Source organism: Acinetobacter sp. BEC1-S18-ESBL-01 (assembly GCF_014169935.1).
GTDB lineage: Bacteria > Pseudomonadota > Gammaproteobacteria > Pseudomonadales > Moraxellaceae > Acinetobacter > Acinetobacter pittii.
This window is the reverse complement of record NZ_AP022302.1, coordinates 1,623,055-1,642,660: the sequence shown is the minus strand read 5'-3', so window position 1 is coordinate 1,642,660 and position 19,606 is coordinate 1,623,055. Positions and strand designations below refer to the sequence as shown.

General features: G+C 35.2%; 18 protein-coding genes. 9 read left to right on the top strand and 9 right to left on the bottom strand.

Going from position 1 to position 19,606, the window contains the following annotated elements; genetic code table 11:
* Window positions 1–92: 92 nt before the first annotated feature.
* From H7R46_RS07660 to H7R46_RS07650, 3 genes are all read left to right on the top strand, one after another.
* The gene (locus tag H7R46_RS07660; RefSeq protein WP_002120955.1) at window positions 93–308 is read left to right on the top strand and encodes a hypothetical protein; all 216 of its coding nucleotides are present in this window, start codon (window positions 93–95) and stop codon (window positions 306–308) included.
* Window positions 309–886: 578 nt separating this feature from the next.
* A complete protein-coding gene (locus H7R46_RS07655) occupies window positions 887–2,977 on the top strand; it encodes a putative bifunctional diguanylate cyclase/phosphodiesterase (protein ID WP_005068948.1) in 2,091 nt (696 codons plus the stop codon).
* Between the two features lie 147 nt (window positions 2,978–3,124).
* Window positions 3,125–3,568, top strand: a complete 444-nt coding sequence (locus tag H7R46_RS07650; protein ID WP_002120966.1) for a universal stress protein — start codon at window positions 3,125–3,127, stop codon at window positions 3,566–3,568.
* Window positions 3,569–3,662: 94 nt separating this feature from the next.
* On the opposite strand, the gene H7R46_RS07645 is transcribed toward H7R46_RS07650, so the two are convergent.
* Both H7R46_RS07645 and H7R46_RS07640 read right to left on the bottom strand, forming a co-directional pair.
* Window positions 3,663–4,828, bottom strand: a protein-coding gene (locus H7R46_RS07645) for an IS3-like element ISAba21 family transposase (protein ID WP_085947548.1) whose coding sequence is annotated in 2 segments (ribosomal slippage) — window positions 3,663–4,570 and window positions 4,570–4,828 — 1,167 coding nt in all. Because the reading frame shifts where the segments join, the coding sequence is not laid out codon by codon here.
* A 71-nt stretch (window positions 4,829–4,899) separates the two neighbouring features.
* Entirely contained in the window at window positions 4,900–6,336 is a 1,437-nt protein-coding gene (locus H7R46_RS07640; RefSeq protein WP_002121021.1) for a glucose/sorbosone family PQQ-dependent dehydrogenase, read from the bottom strand.
* 393 nt (window positions 6,337–6,729) lie between these two features.
* Here H7R46_RS07640 and H7R46_RS07635 point away from each other — a divergent pair, with 393 nt between their 5' ends.
* Entirely contained in the window at window positions 6,730–7,362 is a 633-nt protein-coding gene (locus tag H7R46_RS07635) for an SOS response-associated peptidase family protein (protein ID WP_005068940.1), read from the top strand.
* 97 nt (window positions 7,363–7,459) lie between these two features.
* On the opposite strand, the gene H7R46_RS07630 is transcribed toward H7R46_RS07635, so the two are convergent.
* Window positions 7,460–8,604 (bottom strand): IS3 family transposase gene (locus H7R46_RS07630; RefSeq protein WP_085944219.1). Its coding sequence is split into 2 segments (ribosomal slippage): window positions 7,460–8,340 and window positions 8,340–8,604, totalling 1,146 coding nucleotides; the frame shifts between segments, so codons are not numbered across the junction.
* Window positions 8,605–8,872: 268 nt separating this feature from the next.
* Here H7R46_RS07630 and H7R46_RS07625 point away from each other — a divergent pair.
* Window positions 8,873–10,327, top strand: coding sequence for a SulP family inorganic anion transporter (locus H7R46_RS07625; protein ID WP_005068938.1), 1,455 nt, complete (start codon window positions 8,873–8,875; stop codon window positions 10,325–10,327).
* Between the two features lie 41 nt (window positions 10,328–10,368).
* On the opposite strand, the gene H7R46_RS07620 is transcribed toward H7R46_RS07625, so the two are convergent.
* The 5 genes from H7R46_RS07620 to kynU form a co-directional block, all read right to left on the bottom strand.
* Window positions 10,369–11,550: a S8 family peptidase gene (locus H7R46_RS07620; protein WP_005068936.1), complete on the bottom strand. Its 1,182-nt coding sequence runs from the start codon at window positions 11,548–11,550 to the stop codon at window positions 10,369–10,371.
* 553 nt (window positions 11,551–12,103) lie between these two features.
* The gene (locus H7R46_RS07615; RefSeq protein WP_005068934.1) at window positions 12,104–12,388 is read right to left on the bottom strand and encodes a DUF6527 family protein; all 285 of its coding nucleotides are present in this window, start codon (window positions 12,386–12,388) and stop codon (window positions 12,104–12,106) included.
* Between the two features lie 607 nt (window positions 12,389–12,995).
* Window positions 12,996–13,742, bottom strand: a complete 747-nt coding sequence (locus H7R46_RS07610; RefSeq protein ID WP_005068932.1) for an alpha/beta hydrolase — start codon at window positions 13,740–13,742, stop codon at window positions 12,996–12,998.
* 7 nt (window positions 13,743–13,749) lie between these two features.
* Window positions 13,750–15,156, bottom strand: coding sequence for an amino acid permease (locus tag H7R46_RS07605; protein WP_005068930.1), 1,407 nt, complete (start codon window positions 15,154–15,156; stop codon window positions 13,750–13,752).
* A 39-nt stretch (window positions 15,157–15,195) separates the two neighbouring features.
* Window positions 15,196–16,446 carry a kynureninase gene (gene kynU, locus H7R46_RS07600; protein ID WP_086260934.1) on the bottom strand — a complete coding sequence of 417 codons (1,251 nt, stop codon included), beginning with the start codon at window positions 16,444–16,446 and terminating at the stop codon, window positions 15,196–15,198.
* A 147-nt stretch (window positions 16,447–16,593) separates the two neighbouring features.
* Between kynU and gigD the strand changes: the two genes are divergently transcribed.
* Both gigD and H7R46_RS07590 read left to right on the top strand, forming a co-directional pair.
* Window positions 16,594–17,043 (top strand): Lrp/AsnC family transcriptional regulator GigD, encoded by a 450-nt coding sequence (gene gigD / locus H7R46_RS07595; RefSeq protein ID WP_004791887.1) that lies wholly within the window; start codon window positions 16,594–16,596, stop codon window positions 17,041–17,043.
* 28 nt (window positions 17,044–17,071) lie between these two features.
* Window positions 17,072–17,608 (top strand): GNAT family N-acetyltransferase, encoded by a 537-nt coding sequence (locus H7R46_RS07590; protein ID WP_005068924.1) that lies wholly within the window; start codon window positions 17,072–17,074, stop codon window positions 17,606–17,608.
* 37 nt (window positions 17,609–17,645) lie between these two features.
* On the opposite strand, the gene H7R46_RS07585 is transcribed toward H7R46_RS07590, so the two are convergent.
* A complete protein-coding gene (locus H7R46_RS07585; RefSeq protein WP_005068921.1) occupies window positions 17,646–17,939 on the bottom strand; it encodes a hypothetical protein in 294 nt (97 codons plus the stop codon).
* 424 nt (window positions 17,940–18,363) lie between these two features.
* Here H7R46_RS07585 and H7R46_RS07580 point away from each other — a divergent pair, with 424 nt between their 5' ends.
* Entirely contained in the window at window positions 18,364–19,050 is a 687-nt protein-coding gene (locus tag H7R46_RS07580) for an HAD-IA family hydrolase (protein ID WP_005068918.1), read from the top strand.
* Window positions 19,034–19,462, top strand: coding sequence for an RNA-binding S4 domain-containing protein (locus H7R46_RS07575; protein WP_005068915.1), 429 nt, complete (start codon window positions 19,034–19,036; stop codon window positions 19,460–19,462). Before H7R46_RS07580 ends, H7R46_RS07575 begins: the two co-directional genes overlap by 17 nt.
* The last annotated feature ends 144 nt before the right edge of the window (window positions 19,463–19,606 follow it).

The window sequence follows — 19,606 nt, the reverse complement described above, 5'->3', positions numbered from 1 at the left end:
ATAAAATAATCAATTAACCTTCTATCTGTTGACTTGAGCTCTTAACTCCAGTAGAAATTCTCTTTCAATAACTGAATAGCAAATTTCGGAAAATGGCTAAAAGAAAATACAAAAGTGACAAATTTCAGGTACGTCGTATTAACCGTAGCTGGTGGGTACTTGAAAAAGACCTTGAATCAAACTGCTATTTAAAACATGAGCAAGTGGCAACAAAAACCTTAGCAAACAACTATGCTGATGATTATATCGAACAGTACTATATGAATCTGTACATACAACAACAGTTGAACAAGCCAGAAACTGTATAAAAAGCCATTTTGGCTTTTTTTATTTTTATAATTAAAATCTATAAAAATTATGCATAAAAAAAACCTACATCTTGGGGAAAATGTAGGCTATAAAATGCACAAAAAGGAAATATATATCCTTTTTGACAAAAAGAATTTTACGATAATACAAGCTATTATTTTATATTACTTTTGTAAACTTAATAGCGATTATTGTATTTAATTAACCTCTTTTGAGAGCTTCTTTGTTTATATTATGAATAAAATTTGATTTATCAAATTCTTTATTTTTTATCTTTACTCCTTCTACTTTCTTAGTTTTATTTTTAATATGACAAATATATATGCATAATTATAAGCTGCTGTTTTAATAAGTTTTTTACAAAAATAAGCATAAATATTTTTTAAAGAAAGATAAATAAAAATTAATAAATAACAAAAACATAAATTAAATCTTTAGTATATATTAGTTTTAATAACTCAATTTTAGTTCAAAAAAAATACACATAAAATTTATTATTTGCTGTTTTGCTTACTACAGAAAGATTACAATAATGGCTAATAAATAGATTAATCAACACAATCTTTCTAGGCATGTTATGACTTCAATGTCGAACAACACCCAAAAGCATTTTATTGTTGAGCAAATTCCACTCCCAACTTGGGTGAGTGATGAAAATGGCTTGATATTATATTGCAATATAGAGTGTACAGAATATTGGTTGGATACTTTTTCTCCATTGCCAGCGCAATGGCTAGATTTTATTTATCCTACCGATTTAGATGAAGTCAAAAACAGATGGCTCGAAGCAATTCGCCTACAAAAAAGAATCGAATTAAAATGTCGACTTTTACGAGCTGGAAATCAATATAGATGGTGCAAACTATCGATTCAAGCATCTAAGTATCGCAGCTCCTCACAAACTAGCGAATGGTATGTTAGCTTTTTAGATATAGATCACGATATTCAAGAACAACAAAACTTGCAAAAGAACATTGAAATACAAAATCAGATGTTAGATATCAGTGTAGATTGCATTAAAGTTTTAAATGTAGACGGCACACTTTCTCACATGAACAAATCAGGGTGCCTCGCTTTAGGTCTACCTGTTGATGAAACAGAATTTGGAATGAAATGGCTCGAACTATTACCACCGCACATTCGTAAACGCGGTCGAGTCGCTTTGAAAAAAGCTCTTCAAGGTAAAGTTGCTAGATTTGCAGGAATGAGCTGTTTGCCAGATCAGGATCCTGAGTATTGGGATAATATGCTTACCCCGATTCATCGGGAAAATGGTGAAATTGGACAAATCCTTTGTGTCTCACGTAATGTTACTCAACAACATTTGGCAGAAAACCAGCTTAGGAATATGAGTGAGAGAGATGAACTGACCGGATTATATAATCGGCGTTCATTTAAATTTCAACTTAAGCGTACTCTCTCATATTCAAAAGACACTCAAACAAGTGTAGGGTTACTTTTAATTGACCTCGACCACTTTAAACATATTAACGATACTTTAGGGCATAGCGCAGGCGATCATCTATTAAAAGTTCTCTCCAAACGCTTTAGTCATTGTGTAGATGATGAAAAGTGCGTTGTCGCGCGACTAGGCGGAGACGAATTTGCGGTTATTATTAATAACCTTAATTCTGAAAATGATGTCCGAGAGTTAGCAGCCATTTTACTTCAACAGTTAAATCAGCCGATTACCTATTTAGGTAATGTCTTAAATGGTGGGATGAGCATTGGCTGCGCAATTTACCCGCAAGATGCCGTAGACCAGTCAGGTTTGCTCAGTTGTGCCGATATGGCATTGCATGATTTAAAAGCGCGTGGTCGTGGTGGTATTCGCATGTATGATCCATGCATGATGCAAATGACTGAAACTGTCGCTTCTCAGCTTAATTTAGCTCGTCAGCTGATTCGCCATCATACCATCCAACCCTATTATCAACCTAAAGTAGACCTAAATACCCATCGTGTAGTGGGATTTGAAGCTTTATTAAGATGGCATACAACCTCAGCTCAAAGAGGCTACCCAGCACAAATTGCGGAAGCTTTTAAAGATTATAATTTAGCGAGTAAGATCGGTGAAACGATGCAACACCAAGTTTTACGTGATATCGCTAAATGGATAAATCTTGGTATTACCCCACTCCCTGTTTCACTAAATGCTGCACCAGTTGAGTTCTTAAGAGATAATTATGCTGAGAGACTTTTGAAAAAGGTTAATCAATTTCAAATACCGACGCATTATATTGAAGTGGAAGTCACTGAGCACATGCTAGGCGACCGAGGCTCGGAATATGTGATCCGTGCACTTAATAAATTAAAACAGCATGGGGTACGTATTGCACTTGACGACTTTGGGACAGGTTTCTCATCGCTAACCCATATTCGCGATTACCCGATTGACAGTTTAAAAGTAGATTGTAGCTTTATCCAAAAGATGCAACATGACCCATCAATTTATGCGATTGTCCAAGCAATTGGTTTACTCGCTCCAAATTTATCACTCGGGCTTATCGCTGAAGGAATTGAAACTCCTGAACAAGAAGAACTACTTCGACAATTTGGTTACAGCATAGGCCAGGGGTTCTTGTTTGAATCTGCTATAGATGCTACTCAGGTTATTTCCATACTTAAACAAAATCAGCCTTACTTAGAAAGTCATTACAATCTTTGAAAATAAGATGTTTAATGAACCTTTTAGTTTTTATTCATACTAAAAATAAACAATAATTTTTTAAAAACTGTTCATAATATAAGCATAAAGATAATAATTTCGGTGTTTCCGCACCATACATTGTCACAAGACAATAAGGAGCAATATATGAGTTATCACCATATCTTGGTTCCAGTCGATGGTTCTCCTACTTCACTTATTGCCGTTAATCATGCAACAGCAATTGCTAAGGCCTTTGGCAGTAAAGTGACTCTAGTATATGCACTTACCATAGATCCTTTCATTTCTGTAGAATTCATTGATAGTACAGAATTAGCACAGGATTATTTTAATAAAGCTAGAGCATCGATTCAGAGCATTTTAGACCAAGCTAAAGAACAATTTAGCCAACATGGAATTTCTGTTGAAACAAAAATTGTTGAGGGTCAAACAATCCACACAGAAATTATTAAAGCAGCTAATGAGCTAAAAGCAGATTTATTAGTGATTGGCTCACATGGGCGAAAAGGGTTTAAAAAGTTCTTCTTAGGAAGTGTGACTCAAGCCCTTTTAGGAGAAATTCATTTACCGGTATTAGTCGTAACTGAATAGTTTTCTAAAACTAAAAAAACCGATCTTTATAGATCGGTTTTTTAATACACTCTGATATGTGCTGAATTAGCAGGAGACTTTCACTTGGGATATGCTAGGCAGCTAACCGATAAAAGTTCTCTGCTATTTGATTTGGCGTTTTAAAATCCAAACTCTTTTGAATTCTTCGCTGATTATAAAATAACACAATGTATTCTGTAATATCTGCTTTAGCTTCATCTCTGGTTTTATAGTTGCAATGATGCACTAATTCATTCTTGAGTATGCCCCAGAAACTTTCAATCGGTGCATTATCGTAACAGTCCCCACGTTTGCTCATTGAACCTTGAAAATCACATTTTTCCAGTATCTTTCGATATTCATGGCTGCAATATTGGCTGCCTCTGTCCGAATGAATAATTAAGCCTTTCGTTGGTTTTTGATTACGAATCGCCATAGTCAGTGCATTGCAAACAAGTTGTGCGGTCATACGCTCATTTAAGCTATAGCCAACCACTTGTTTCGTGTACAGGTCTTTTACTGCTGCCAAGTATAACCAACCTTCAGCAGTCCAAATGTATGTAATATCGCTTGACCATGCAAGATTGGGCTTAGTCATTGAAAACTGTTGCTCTAGTAAATTTGCGTAGATCGCTCGATTATGATCACTCTTCGTAGTTCTTTTGAAACGCTTATGACGCTTACAATACAGCTGGTTGAGCTTTTTTATTTGACGTACAGCATACGTACTGATTTTGATACCTTGCGCTTGTAAATGCTTAGTTAATCGAATATAGCCATAGCTTTGTTTAGTTTCCTCATGAGCTATTTTGACCAAAATTGTCTGTTGATTTCGCTGAACCAATCTTTTATTCATGCCTCGTTTTAGCCAATCATAAAATCGTGACACTGAAACGTGAAGTAATCTAGCCATAAAGCTAATCGGGAATAAATATCTTTGCTGTTTCATATAGGCGTACCTTACTGACTTTCTTTCGCAAAGTACGCTGCTGCCTTTTTTAGAAATTCACGTTCCATTTCAGCTGTTTTGAGCTGTTGTTTGAGCTTTTTATTTTCTTCGAGTAAGGCATTTAGATCAGGTGAATATTGTTTAGTGCCTGCTAAGGTGCCAGTCTTTGCTTTATTATTCCAATTTGAAAGAGTTTGCATTGAAATGCCAAGTTGTCTGGCTGTTTCCGATACATTGCCTTGATTGGCTTCAATCAATTTTATTGCTTCAACTTTAAATTCTGCGGTGTAAGTCTTCTGTTTCTTGCTCATGGTAAACTCCTGATGAGTGTCTATAGTTTACCAAGTTAAAACCTCCTGTTTTCTCAGCACACATCACTGTATTACTTAGCCTTATAGGTGAACTTAATGAGAGATCCTGGGTTTTCTAATGTATTTGTTACTGAGCCATCATCTTTTTGGACATTTCCGGCAGTATCAGTTAATACATATAAGACATTCCCATCTGGACTTGCAATCACATCACGATAACGGTTGTTGCTCTTAAACATCGGTACAGCGTCATCATAAGTAGTGCTATAAGTTGGATCTAACTTAATACGGAAAATGACACCACGTTTTAAAGATGGAACCAATAATGTATTTTCCCAACCAGTAATTGCTTTTTTACCGCCCTTATAGACATAGGCAGATGACGGTGCAACTGTTGGCCAGCAAATGTAGGTCATCTCTCCACAAGTTGGATCGTTATAGTTGTAGGTATCTTGAACGGTATATAAAGTTTTTAATGGTGGGACAAAGTTTTTACCAGTCCATTCAGATTCTTTCGTCACAGGGACCCCTGCGGCTACTTTTACTCCATTTTGAGCTAAATCCTTAATTGACTTATTGGCTGCTGCTGAATAATTTGCATAAGCATAGCCACTATCATCTTTATAACCTGCTACATTCGGCCAACCATAATTGCCACCTTTGACAATGAGGTTAATTTCATCGTCAGAGTTTGGGCCTTGTTCAGACTGCAATAATTTACCATTTGGAGTGAATGCTAAGCCCTGCGGATTACGATGTCCAAGTGTATAAATATGGCTAACCACCCCGTTAAAACTTGGATTATCCTTTGGAATACTTCCATCAAGATTTAAGCGTAGTACTTTACCCATATAGGTGTGATAGTCTTTACCATTCAGTTCTTGTTGAGTTGGCGTATGTTGTGCTTGATTTGGCAAGAACAAATAAGCAAGCTGGTTACGCCCTTGGTCACCAATCGTATAATAAATCTTTTGATCTGGCCCAATGACAAGACGACCTGACTGATGGTCTTTTGATGAAGGTAATCCTGCTAATAAATCGACTGGCTTCTCGAGCGTATCTGTTGATTTATTATAGGTATAACGACGAATAATCGTTTGGTTCGGTAATTCTTTATCTGTAGATTTCGGATTTTTAAATGTACCTGAAATATAGATATAAGGATTATTTTTAAAATCAGGATGGAAGGCAAAACCTAATAAACCATTCTGCCCATCAGCATCATTGACAATCTCTGGTACCTGAAAAACTGTTTTTACACTACCCGACTCTGGATTAACTCTTAGAATCTTACCTGTTGCTCGCTCAGTTAACCAAATTTGATTATCTGGTCCCCATAACAAAGCATGCGGCTTATTTAGATTAGATAGAATAACTTTCTTGTCAAAGTTCTCTGATTTCGCTTTAGCAAATTGAGATGGAGTTAGAGGAACATCAGCAAATGCTGAGAGTGTAACTAGCTGAACAGCGCTTAATAAAGCAATTTTAGCCAATAAATGTTTATTCATGTGTCCACCTTATAAATTGTCAAAATTTTCCGAGAATTTTTAAACCTCTAATAAAGGGTTTGTACGAGTTCTCTATATGATTTGTATTATGATGAATAACGAATCTATTAAAATCTAAATTTCTGAAAGGCTCTGTTGCATAAAAGTAGCTATTAAAACTGAATAAACTCTCTTTAAGATGAGCAACTTAACTATACGATTTATCTATTCTATTAATTTTATATCTGAAACTTTTTTGAAATGTCCATGAGTTAAATAAATATTTATTAACGAAGTAATTGATAGTTAAAAATTAATACTCAAAGAGACAATTCTAATTATAAAAATATACATCACTAAAGACTAAAAGTTAGAAGCTGTAATTGAGAGCTATTTTTACAACGAAGGTGTCTTATGTGTGCAAACTTTAAACCTATTAAGAAAATACATGCTAATCAATTAGAGTTATTTGAACCCACTTTTGAATATAAGATGGATATTTTCCCAAGTGATGATTGCCCACTCATTTTATCGAATGAAAATGAGCTTGAGTGGAGAAAAGCTAAATTTGGAATGCTTCCCCCTTATGCCAAAGAAATTGCATTCAAATATGCAACGTATAATGCCAGAACAGAAACAGTACAACAAAAGCGCTCTTTTAAACATGCTTGGTTAAATGATCAATTTGCGCTTATTCCTGTTGAAGCCATTTATGAACCTAAATATGTCAATGGAAAAGCACATTGGTATGGTATTTTCCGGCAAGATGGGCAACCTTTTACCCTTGCTGCGATCTTTGAGGAAACACTTATTGATGGACAGAAAATTAGGTCAATGTCGCTATTAACAATTAATGCTGATCATCACCCTTTCATGAAACAATTTCACAAACCTGATGATGAAAAACGTTCGGTTATTGTGATACCTGATAATCTTAGAAATGATTGGCTCAACTGTACTCATTCTGAAGCCAAAGATTTTTTCTTAGATATGCCTGCGAATGAATTTGCCTCAATGCCAAAAGCTGAAATGAAAAATTATAATTAAATCGGTTTAGTCGACTTAGGTTAGTCAGCCTTAAAAAGAGGTGGTCCCACATGTTTGAACAACTAAAAGCTTATTTATAAGTGATACTCTGCTCTAGTTAAGCTACCTTATTTTGTTGTGGTAGCTGGTCATAGTAAAACTCATCTGGAGTCATTTTGTCCAGACTCGAATGAGGTCGTTTCAAATTATAAAATTCAAAATATGCGTTTAATTGCTTCTTCGCATCCAAAACATTGCTGTAGGCTTTGAGATACACCTCTTCATATTTAACGCTCCGCCATAATCGTTCAACCATCACATTATCAACCCATCGACCTTTACCATCCATGCTGATTTGGATGTCATTTGATTTCAATACATCAATAAATGCATCACTGGTAAACTGACTGCCTTGGTCTGTATTAAATATTTCAGGTCGACCATATTTTTCAATAGCTTCATTTAATGTTTCTATGCAAAATGTAACCTCCATACTAATCGATACTCTATGCGCAAGTACCTTGCGGCTATGCCAATCAATCACAGCACATAAATAAACAAAGCCTTTTGCCATAGGGATATACGTTATATCCGTAGACCACACTTGATTACTGCGCTGAATAGCCAATCCTTTGAGCAGATATGGATATTTGCGGTGAGCTTGATTAGCCTGGCTTAAATTTGGTTTGCAATATAACGCATTAATGCCCATTTTCTTCATTAAAGTACGTGTATGACGTCGTCCTATATGATGTCCTTGACGATTCAACAAATCACGCATCATACGGCTACCTGCAAAAGGGTATTGCATATGTAACTCATCCATACACCGCATCAGCTTCAGATCTGATGCACTCACAGGTTTTGGGCGATAGTAATAACAACCACGGGAGACTTTCAGCAGCTGAGCTTGCTTAGATACTGAAATCTGAAGTGAGTCATCGATTAACTTTTGTGGTTGAAGCGGCCCAGTTTCTTCAACACACCTTCTAAAAAATCAATTTCTAATGCCTGCTCACCGATTTTTGCATGTAGTTTTTTTAGATCGATGGGTGGTTCTGTTGGAGCTTTTGATTGATCGAAAGCTTGCGAGGAAGCTGAAATCAGTTGATTTTTCCAGTCGATAATTTGGTTTTGATGAACATCAAATTCAGCACTCAATTCAGCAAGTGTTTTTTCTGCTTTAATCGCAGCAAGTGCTACCTTAGCTTTAAAATCATTTGAATGATTTCTTCTTGGTCTACGTGCCATAAAATACTCCATATATTGATGTTTATAACATCATTTGGGGAGCAAAATATCACTTATAAGTGTTGTTCAAATTTCCTGATCCACCTCTAAAACTTATGCTATTCTTCGGGCACTTTTAAATGCCTCAAACTCTCTATACCTATGATACTTACGCCACCTTAAGTTTATTTACCCCTATCCCTTGTAAATAACTCATCACTGTTTAGTGATGTGGTGTAGTCGTTTGTGTTGGTATATCACATCACTAGCCTTTCAAAATTTAGAACTTAGGCTATTTCTCATGTTATCGAATGTCCGAGAACAATGGTTCTCTAATGTCCGCGCAGATATTCTTTCCGGTCTTGTTGTGGGTCTTGCTTTAATTCCAGAAGCAATTGCATTTTCAATTATTGCGGGTGTAGACCCCAAAGTCGGTTTATATGCATCCTTTTGTATTGCCGTTATTATTTCTTTCGTAGGCGGTCGTCCCGCTATGATTTCGGCGGCTACAGGCGCAATGGCTTTGGTTATGACAACGCTTGTAAAGGATCATGGTCTTCAATACTTATTTGCAGCAACAGTATTAACTGGCGTTATACAGATTTTGGCAGGATATTTCAAACTCGCTAAACTCATGCGTTTTGTTTCTAAATCGGTGGTTATTGGATTTGTTAATGCCCTCGCGATACTCATCTTTATGGCTCAATTACCAGAATTGGTAAGTGTGACGTGGCATGCCTACTTATTAGTAGCAATAGGTTTAGGAATTATTTACCTTTTCCCCTATATTCCAAAAATTGGAAAGTTCTTTCCCTCACCTCTTATTTGTATTGTAGTGGTCACATTACTCGCTATTTTTTTAGGGTTTGATGTTCGCACGGTTGGTGATATGGGTTCATTACCAGACACTTTGCCGATATTTCTGATTCCGAATATTCCTTTTAATTTAGAAACCCTCCTTATTATTCTTCCATATTCTTTAGCCCTTGCCGCGGTTGGCTTACTTGAATCAATGATGACTGCAACAATCGTTGATGAAATGACAGATACATCTAGTGATAAATTTCAAGAATGTAAAGGTCAAGGTATCGCAAATATTGCTTCAGGTTTTATGGGCGGCATGGCTGGTTGTGCCATGATTGGTCAATCAATGATTAATGTAAAATCTGGTGGTCGTACACGTTTATCCACTTTTTGCGCAGGTATATTCTTACTTATTCTAGTTGTGTTTTTAAGTGATTGGTTAAAAGTGATTCCTATGGCTGCTTTGGTTGCAGTCATGATTATGGTATCTATCAGTACTTTTGAGTGGAGCTCTCTGACTCAGTTTAAAAATAATCCTAAAAGTAGTAATGTCGTTATGATCGCTACCGTTATTGTAGTGGTTGCTACCCATAACTTAGCGTTAGGTGTATTAACTGGGGTATTACTTTCAGCACTTTTCTTAGCAAATAAACTTGAAAATGATATTCGTATTGAAACTTCATTCGAAGATCAAGCTCGTTTATATGAATTAAGAGGCCAAATATTTTTCAGTTCATCTGAAAAATTTATGCAAGGTTTTAACTTTAAAGAAAAAATTAAAGAAGTCATTATTGATCTCACCCATTCTCATATTTGGGATGTGACCTCAGTTGCCATGTTAGATTCAGTTGTGAATAAATTTCAAAAGAACGGTATTCAGGTAACGGTTCGCGGTTTAAATGAAGCCAGCTCAATCATGATTGATAAATACGGTACTCATGCAAAAATCTAAAAAAGGTCCTTCGGGACCTTTTCTAATTTAAATAACTACTTTTACTGCGCAGATTTATATAGCAACCGATTTGGGCTACCTGAAGGATTTTTTACCACATTATTACTTGCTTGGTTTAAAAGATTGTTCGAGATTGTCTGAGGTGTTGCTGTAGGTGTACTTTGCAACATTTCAGCTACGACTCCAACAACATGTGGAGTAGCCATTGAAGTTCCATTTAAAACTTTAGTTGCTGTATTACTCCCAATCCAAGAAGAGTTAATCTGGCTTCCAGGCGCAAAAATATCAACACAACTTCCATAATTAGAATAACTAGCTCGAGCATCTGTACTATCTGTAGCGGCAACAGTAATCGCCTTACTTACTCTGGCAGGAGAAGTACTACAAGCATCTGTATTCGAGTTTCCTGCAGCGACAACAATCACATAACCGTTATTAAATAAGTTTTCTACTGCGCTATCTAAGGATGTGTTCGCATCACCGCCTAAAGACATATTCACCACAGCTGGCTTTTTACCATTTTTTAATATCCAATCTAACCCCGCAATCACATTACTCGAAGCACCAGAACCATCACATCCTAAAATCCGAATGGGTACTAAGCTTACATTCTTGGCAACCCCATAGGTACTGCCACCAACTGTTCCTGCCACATGTGTACCATGACCATGACAGTCACTTGTGCCGTTTCCATCAGATATCGCGGTATAGCCACTTAATACCCGTCCAGAGAACTGTTGATGTGTAGACAATATTCCTGTATCAACAATATAAGCGGTTGTGCCTGAACCTGTTTGTAAGTACGAATAGGCTGAATCTAGAGGTAAGTTTCTTTGGTCAATACGATCTAGTCCCCAATCTGGGTTACTTTGTGTAGTGGCATCAATTTTCATGATTGTATCATTTTCAACAGAAACGACTTTCGGATTTTTTTTCATTGCTTCAACAAAAGCAGGATCGGCAACATTGGGTAAATAAATTGCAAATCCCTTAAGTACAGTATCATAGGTCTGTAATACCTTCCCACCATGTTGTTTAGCAATACCTTGTGCAAACTCTTTAGAAGAATCCACATCCTTATTAAGAATAATAATATATTGATTTTTAATAATTCCTTTTGCTTCAGATGAGCCTAATACAGAATTTGTTGTAGCAGGTGCAGCATAGGTTAAATGACTCAGCGCTATTGCTAAAAGAAAAGTCGAAACTTGGCAAAACTTCATAGAAAATCTCCATATTTTTTACTTTAGACATCATTGTTATGATCAGTACAGTCTTTATATTTAGGGATTAACATCTTTAGAAAGGAATTTTTATTATATTCTCCATATATTATAACCACATCATGTTTTCATAAAACTTGGACCTATACAATGCTATTATCTTTTTTCATTTAAAATTGAGAACCAATTCAAATAAACCAATACATTAAACATTTTAGAATAAATAATTATCTTACTTTATTTATAATTTAGTTTAGGTAGGATGTATAATGTAAAATATAATCATTAAAAATAATATAAATGTAGAAATAATGAGGTATGTTCCAGTTGTATTAAAGCTTTTTAAAAATTTCCAGATATCCATAAATAAAAATATAAAACAGTAAGTTATGAAAATTCTTGCAAATTATAATATAGCCTTCAACTAAAAGAGATTTACAATTTTTTAAACTATATGTGTTCAGTATCAAATATGTAAAGATATATTGCACAAATATTTGTTAATTAATAAATATTCTGTTTTTTAAATGGTTATAATTAATAAATACCAAAATCAATATATTCTATAGTTTTTTAATTTTAGTTCTGGCAGCTCAACCTTACAAGCAGCTAAATGATGCCTACAATTAACGCTATATTCGATAAAGCCATCTTTAATAAAGTAATTACAATATTCATTTATACTTATGATGGGATCAAATGTCGGTTTTTCCAAGTTACCATTAAAAAACCATTGGTTGCCGTTAGAGAAAGGATAATGTACAGGAATATAATGAAGATATCCGCAAGCAGGACACATATGTTTATACATTCCTCCTTCAAAATACTGTACTTTCATTAACACTCCTTTAAAAATAAAAAAAGCCAACTCATAAGAGCCGACTAAACCACTTACTTAAAGTTGCTATATATTATTAAATTATGTGCTATAGCCTTCTCTCTTTTATTTTTCTGTTTTAAATTTATCCCACCTATATGACAAATTCATGAAGTTCCGAGTGTAATCTCACACTTTGTTAGTTTGGTAAAATATATTTTATATAATCCATTAATTAAATGATAATTCCAGTTAAATAATGAAAAGCAAATACTAGTTTGTTTCTTATTTGGCAGAGGGCTATGTGATTAACTCATATTAATCATTAAATAGATATTACCGCCATATCCAAGAACAAAATTCGATTTATCTTATTGTTTTTAAAAATCAAATAAAAAAGTCCGCATCTTGGGAAGCTACGGACTTGAAACTCAACTAAACAACAGCTAAACATTTTGCCGCTTAGTGAGAAAGCACTATCTTTTTAATCTAATTAAGTTCTATAGTCAGGTCAATAAGGATACTTAATTTTTATAAAAATTAGGTTGAGTTGTGATTTATCTCACATTTTATCTTCTAATAAGTTTAATCTGTTTTACTTTACTCAATTACATTTCATTTCAAACACTTAAATTAAAATATTATTAAAGTAATGATTTAAAATAGAATAATGGTTAATTTTAGGAATAAGCTTGAAAGAAACAAAATCCTGATCTTGCCTTTTCTTCATTTCAAAAAAATTTTGGCTTTGCCATTTCAACTCGTCAAGTTCGAGTTCACCACAGAAAATTGAACATGGAGTAGTAATTCGTTTTGACTGATGAACAGGGCTGTATTTTAAGATATCTTCGCTTGAAAGATTGAGAGCATGATTTAAATGTGTACTTTGTATAGGCTCAAGATCATAAATTCCACTTAACAAAACCATCTCAGATATGAGTGGATGGCCTAATGACAAAGCAGCCAGATGCGCCCCTGCCGAATGCCCAACCAAAACTACCTCATTAGTTTTCCAGTCTTGCTCTCGAATAAAATCGAGAGCTTGATTAATTTGAGAAGCAATATCTGAAATTTTGCTTTGTGGCGCTAGATCATATTCTAAAAGAATACACTGTGCACCCTTGGCTAGAACATACGGTACGAGGAATGCAAAATCTGATTTATCACACCATTGCCAATAACCACCATGAATAAAAATAACAGTCTTTTTGGCTTGCTCTAATGGGAAAAAATCTAAAGTTGACCGTGAGTGCGTACCATATTGGATATCTGCAATATGGGTAAATTTTTGATAGCTCAACAAGCTTGTTCTTTTAAATTCTGCCAATATTTCATGTTCATTCGCTACAGTTCTAGAATTATCATATAGTCGCATAGGTCTCTCACTTCAAAGATTCTTCATGATTATTTAAAGCAAGCTTGGCTGATGAACGTTTTAAATAATAGAAAAATGTAAGAACAACAACTAATGGGACTCCAAACTGTAAAGTTGACTTGAATTCATTTTTAAACCACGTTGTGATCGTAATACTTAAAATTGCGATTAATCCTAAAAGGGAGATTAACTGACTCGCTGGAACCTTAAATTTTAATTTCTGTCCTTTCCTCGCCATATTCCTTCTAAAAAACATATGGGTAACGAAAATACTGCCCCAAGTGAACAATGCACCAAACATAGATAAAGCAATCATGATCGGGAAAGCAGAAGCTGGGTTAATCGTATAAACAATACTCGCGATCCCAATACCCACTGCTGACAATAGCAACGCGTTAATTGGTACGCCATTATGACTAATACGGCCAAATAGTTTTGGTGCATCTCCTGCTCGTGACAAGCTAAATAGCATACGTGTTGAGATATACAACATACTATTCATGGCTGATAAGGCCGCGACAATTACAATAAAATTTAAAATACTGCCTGCATATGGAATCCCTACAATTTTCATCACCATCACAAAAGGGCTGGTCGCGTCGGCTCCAATTAAAGTTGTCCAAGGAACAAGGGCCACAATGAGAAATAAAGACAGCAAATAAAATAGGACTAAGCGAATTGCCGTACTTTTAAAAGCTTTCTTAACAGCTCTTTCTGGATCTTTAGCCTCACCTGCTGCAACAGCGATCATTTCAATACTTAAATAACTAAATATTGAAATGATTACTCCAATCCAGACTCCACTAAAACCATGAGGAAAAAAGCCCCCATGATCAGTTAGATTAGAGACAACCTGAGCTGTTCCTCCATGACCTTGAGTCAAAATACCAATTGCTAAAAGAATAAATACAATAATTGCAAAGACTTTTATGGTCGAAAACCAATATTCAACCAATCCAAAAGCTTTAACACTATATGCATTAACCACAAGTAACGTCAGCGAAAAAAACGCAATCCAGACCCAAGAACCTACATGAGGAAACCATAGTTTCATATAGTCAGCCACCGCTGTAATTTCTGTACCAACAGCTAATACAATACATGCCCAATAACAATAACGGACTAAAAACCCAGCAAGCGGACTTACATAATGCTCAGCATATGCCCCAAATGAGCCTGACGTAGGATGCTGAACCGTCATCTCAGCCAAACAAGCCATAATAGCAAATGCGATTAAGCCTCCAATGGCATAGCTCACAATGACGGCTGGGCCAGCAAAGCTAATTGCGAACTTGCTTCCCATGAACAGCCCTGTACCAATCGCTCCACCAATTGCAATCATTCCCATCTGTTTTGCAGATAATTTTTTATGTAAACCCGCTTCTCGATTTTGTATTTCATCAAAACTGCTCATAGGCCCTCCTAGCCATTTTCTAATATTGATCTTTAACGATCAGGTCACTTCACTACGCACCAGATAACGCTCATTTTTCCATTCACTATTCAGCATGATCTGCTTAAGTTGTTGTACGGCATTCCAAATATCTTCAAATCCTAGATATAAAGGTGTAATTCCAAAACGTAATACTTCCGGCTCTCGATAATCCCCAATTACCCCACGAGCAATGAGAGCTTGAATAATTTCATAACCGAACTCATGCCTATAACTGACATGACTGCCACGATATTTATGATTTAAAGGTGTAATCAGCTCAAAACCAAACTGGGCACACTCTTGTTGAACAAGTTGAATAAACAAATCAGTTAATTTGAGTGATTTCTCGCGTATTTGTTGCATATCAGCTTGCAAGAAAATATCGACACCACATTCGATTAGACTCATAGAAATGATAGGTTGAGTTCCGCACAAGTAACGGCGAATACTGTTAGCTGGTTCATAGTGCTGAGCCATATCAAAAGGTTTCTTGTGGCTCCACCAGCCTGAGAGAGGTTGCCAGAACTGATCACGATGCTTTCGATTTACCCATAACAACGCTGGAGAACCTGGGCCACCATTTAAATATTTATAAGTACAACCAATCGCAAAATCACTATTGCTCTGATTAAGATCCATAGGCACCGCACCAACCGAGTGACATAAATCCCAAATAATCAAAGCATCTTTAGCGTGAATTTGTTGATTAATAGATTCCATATCATAGAAATATCCAGTCCGATAATTCACATGAGAAAGAACAACAACCGCCACATCTTTTGCTAAAACACGAGATAAATCTTCGGTGCCATCAATCAATTCAACTTGATAACCCTGATGAATCAAATCGATAAAGCCTTCAATAATATAAATATCGGTTGGAAAGGCATCTTTTTCTGCAACAATAATTTTACGTTCCGGAAATTTTTCAGCTTGAATTTTTACCGCTGCTGATAAAACTTTGAATAGATTTAGGGTCGTTGAGTCTGAAATAACCACTTCACCTTTTTCAGCACCGATAAGCTGCGCGACTTTATCTCCGAGTCTAGTCGGTAGTCCCCACCAATCGGCTTTATTCCAACTATTAATGAGGTCCTCACCCCACTCTTTTGCAATAATATGCTGAGCAACCTCTAATGATTTTTTTGGTCTTGCGCCTAAAGAATTCCCGTCTAAATAAATGATATTTTCTGGCAGTGCAAATTCATCTTTAAACTTTTTGAGTTCATCTTCCTGATCCCAATAGCAGCATTGTTCGTGAGTAATCATTTGTTATTTCACCTATTTTCAACATTTCCTTTGTATTTGAATTTTATCACGCCAATTCTTTCGATTTATTCGATAATATTTGATTAAAATTTGCTATTTTCGTATAAAATTCGAATTAAAATTAAAAAACATGGATGAAATTCGAAAATGAATGTAGATGCAATTGATCTTAAAATTTTAAAATATTTACAAGATAATGCTCGGTTAAGTAACCAAGAACTGGCCGATCTCGTTAACCTTTCGGCTTCAGCTTGTCATCGGCGAGTTAAAATTTTAGAAAGCAATGGTGTAATTGAAAAATATCAAGCGAAAGTTAATTATGAAAAACTAGGTATAAAAATTGAGGCAATTGTCGAAATAAAGCTTGCCCAACTCACAGAAAATGATCACAACTTCTTTTTAAGTCAGATCAAAAATTTTGATGAAGTCATTAATGCATATATTATTACTGGCGAATCTAATTATGTTTTACACGTTGCGACCAAAGATTTGAGTTCTTTTTCTCATTTCGTCATTAATACCTTAAATAAAATAAAAGGTGTAGTGAGCATCAATTCCAAGATCATTTTACAAAAGATTGTGCAAAAACCACTTTAATCCCTTATTTTTATTAAAGAGACATCTCATGATCGAAACAAAACGTTTAATTTTAAGACAATGGAAAGAAAGTGATGTTGAGCCTTTTATAACAATGGGCTTGGATCAAGATGTTATGCAATTTTTCCCAACTCTATTAACACCCCAAGAAAGCCTTAATTTAATCCAAAAAATTTCATCTCTAATTAATGAAAATGGTTGGGGCTTCTGGGCAGTAGAATTAAAAGAAACCCATCAATTTATCGGGTTTATTGGTTTACATAGCCAACCTGAACAATTTGACTTTTCTCCTTGTGTGGAAATCGGGTGGCGACTTGCAAAAGAATTCTGGAAACAAGGTTATGCAACTGAAGGAGCAAAAGCGGCTTTAGACTATGGTTTTAATGTACTGAATTTAGATAAGATCGTTTCATTTACCGCTAACATAAATATACCCTCTCAAGCCGTCATGGAAAGACTTGGAATGCACAAAGTTAAAAACTTTGATCATCCCAAGGTTCCTCTCCATCACCAACTAAAAGCACATGTGTTATATGAAATTACGAGCTCTTCATTTATTTTTTGATTAAAGTCAAAATTTTAAATTATTAATAAAAATTTTCTTAATCATCGAAATCATAGCCAACAGATGTAGAGCAATCCCAATACTCATGGATTTTACTTGCGATATCATCTTTTCCCATTGTAGTGAGTACATAAAAGAGTTTAGCCTCTTTATTTTTTCTTAGTATTAAGAGGTTGTAGTAATCATACTCAGGCCCATTAAGACCTAATGTTGGCTGTGATTCACAATGCTTTTCTGCTTTGTAATGCCATTCAAGCTTATAGGTATCAAGGCCATCAGCAGCATTGATTACAATACCGTCATTGGCTCCGCCAATAAATCCAATTTTCATTGCTTTCTCTAAATTCTTATTAGGGTTAATTTTAAATATATCTTTAAACAAGTATCCTTCAATTTATAAAATGTATGTCAATACGTATCCTATGTAAGCAAAATTAACCATAAATATAGATAGCCTTTTAAGATTTCTTAATTATAAACTTTGCCTGTCTATTTTTACTTCAAACACAGTAAAAGTTATCCACTAAAAAGCACTTATTATTGTTTCCTGTTTTGCAAAATTACACGCTATAATTTTCAAATCATTTATCCTCCCTACCCATCACATTAATCAAAACACCTTTTGAAAGAATTAATGGGTGGAGTTTTAAATTAATTTTATATCTCGAAGTTTCTTTAATTAATGATTTTAAAAAGGATATATGGTAGATGTGTCTTAAAAAATTTGCTTTAAATGATTTTGGAGATATTTAGATATGTCTAAAATCGTAATGTTTGACATGGATGGTACGCTATTAGATCTCGCTTTTGATGATTTCATCTGGAATGAATGTCTTCCCAAGCGACATGCAGAGATACATCAACTTCCACTCGACCAAAGCCAAAAAACACTATATCAGTTTTATCAATCACATAAACATACACTTGTTTGGTATTCATCAACTTATTGGACCAAAACTGTAGGCGTTGATGTACTCAAATTACAGCAAGAATTTCAGACAAAAATTCAAGCTCGGTTTGGTTGTATTGAGCTTCTGCAGGAACTGAAAAAGCAAGGATATAGTTGTTGGTTAGTTACAAATGCCGATCGTGCAAGCTTACGGTTAAAGCTCGATAATGTTGCAATTGAACACTTCTTTGACGTAATCGTATCGAGTGAACAAATTGGTTATGCAAAAGAAGATATTCATTTTTGGCAAGAGCTCCAAAAATTACACCCTTTCGACCCAGAAGCAACCATTTTTATTGATGATACAGCTCCTGTACTAAAAACAGCTGAAAAATTTGGTATCAAGCACTTGTTTACTATCTTGCAGCCCTCAAGTCTAAAGGATGTAAGAAAGCATGAAGATTTAGAATATAAAGCACTAGATCGACTTACAGAATTGCTGTCTATATTGAATCAAATTGATAGAAAGGATAATGATGTCAAAATCGCTTGAAAACGATGCTGTAGAGACCATGCGTATCGACAAATGGTTATGGGCTGCTCGTTTTTTTAAAACTCGTTCAATTGCTAAAGCAGCAATCGAAGGAGGTAAAGTACATCACAATAATGAGCGTGTAAAAGTTTCCAAAGAAATTCGTGTTGGAATGGAACTTATTATTCAACAAGGTTTTGATAAAAAAACCGTTGTCGTAAAAGCGCTTTCGAACACACGTGGTCCAGCACCAGTTGCCCAGCAACTTTATGAAGAAACAGAAGTAAGTATTGCTAGACGGGAGTTGATTGCATCCCAACGAAAATTGCATAATCTTGCTCGACCTGATCATAGACCGAGTAAAAAGGATCGTAGACAGATTAATCGGTTTAAACAGGACAATGATCAACACTGGTCGTATGGTGATGAATAAAAACGTCGAGTTGTGTCGCACACACACAGACAACACATAGAAGCTATAGAAAAAATCTGTCACTATTAGCCCTGTGAAACAAGTTGAGATTCAATGCATCCACTTGGGTTAAACGTGATGAACTTAGAGTATTGAGGTTTTTGA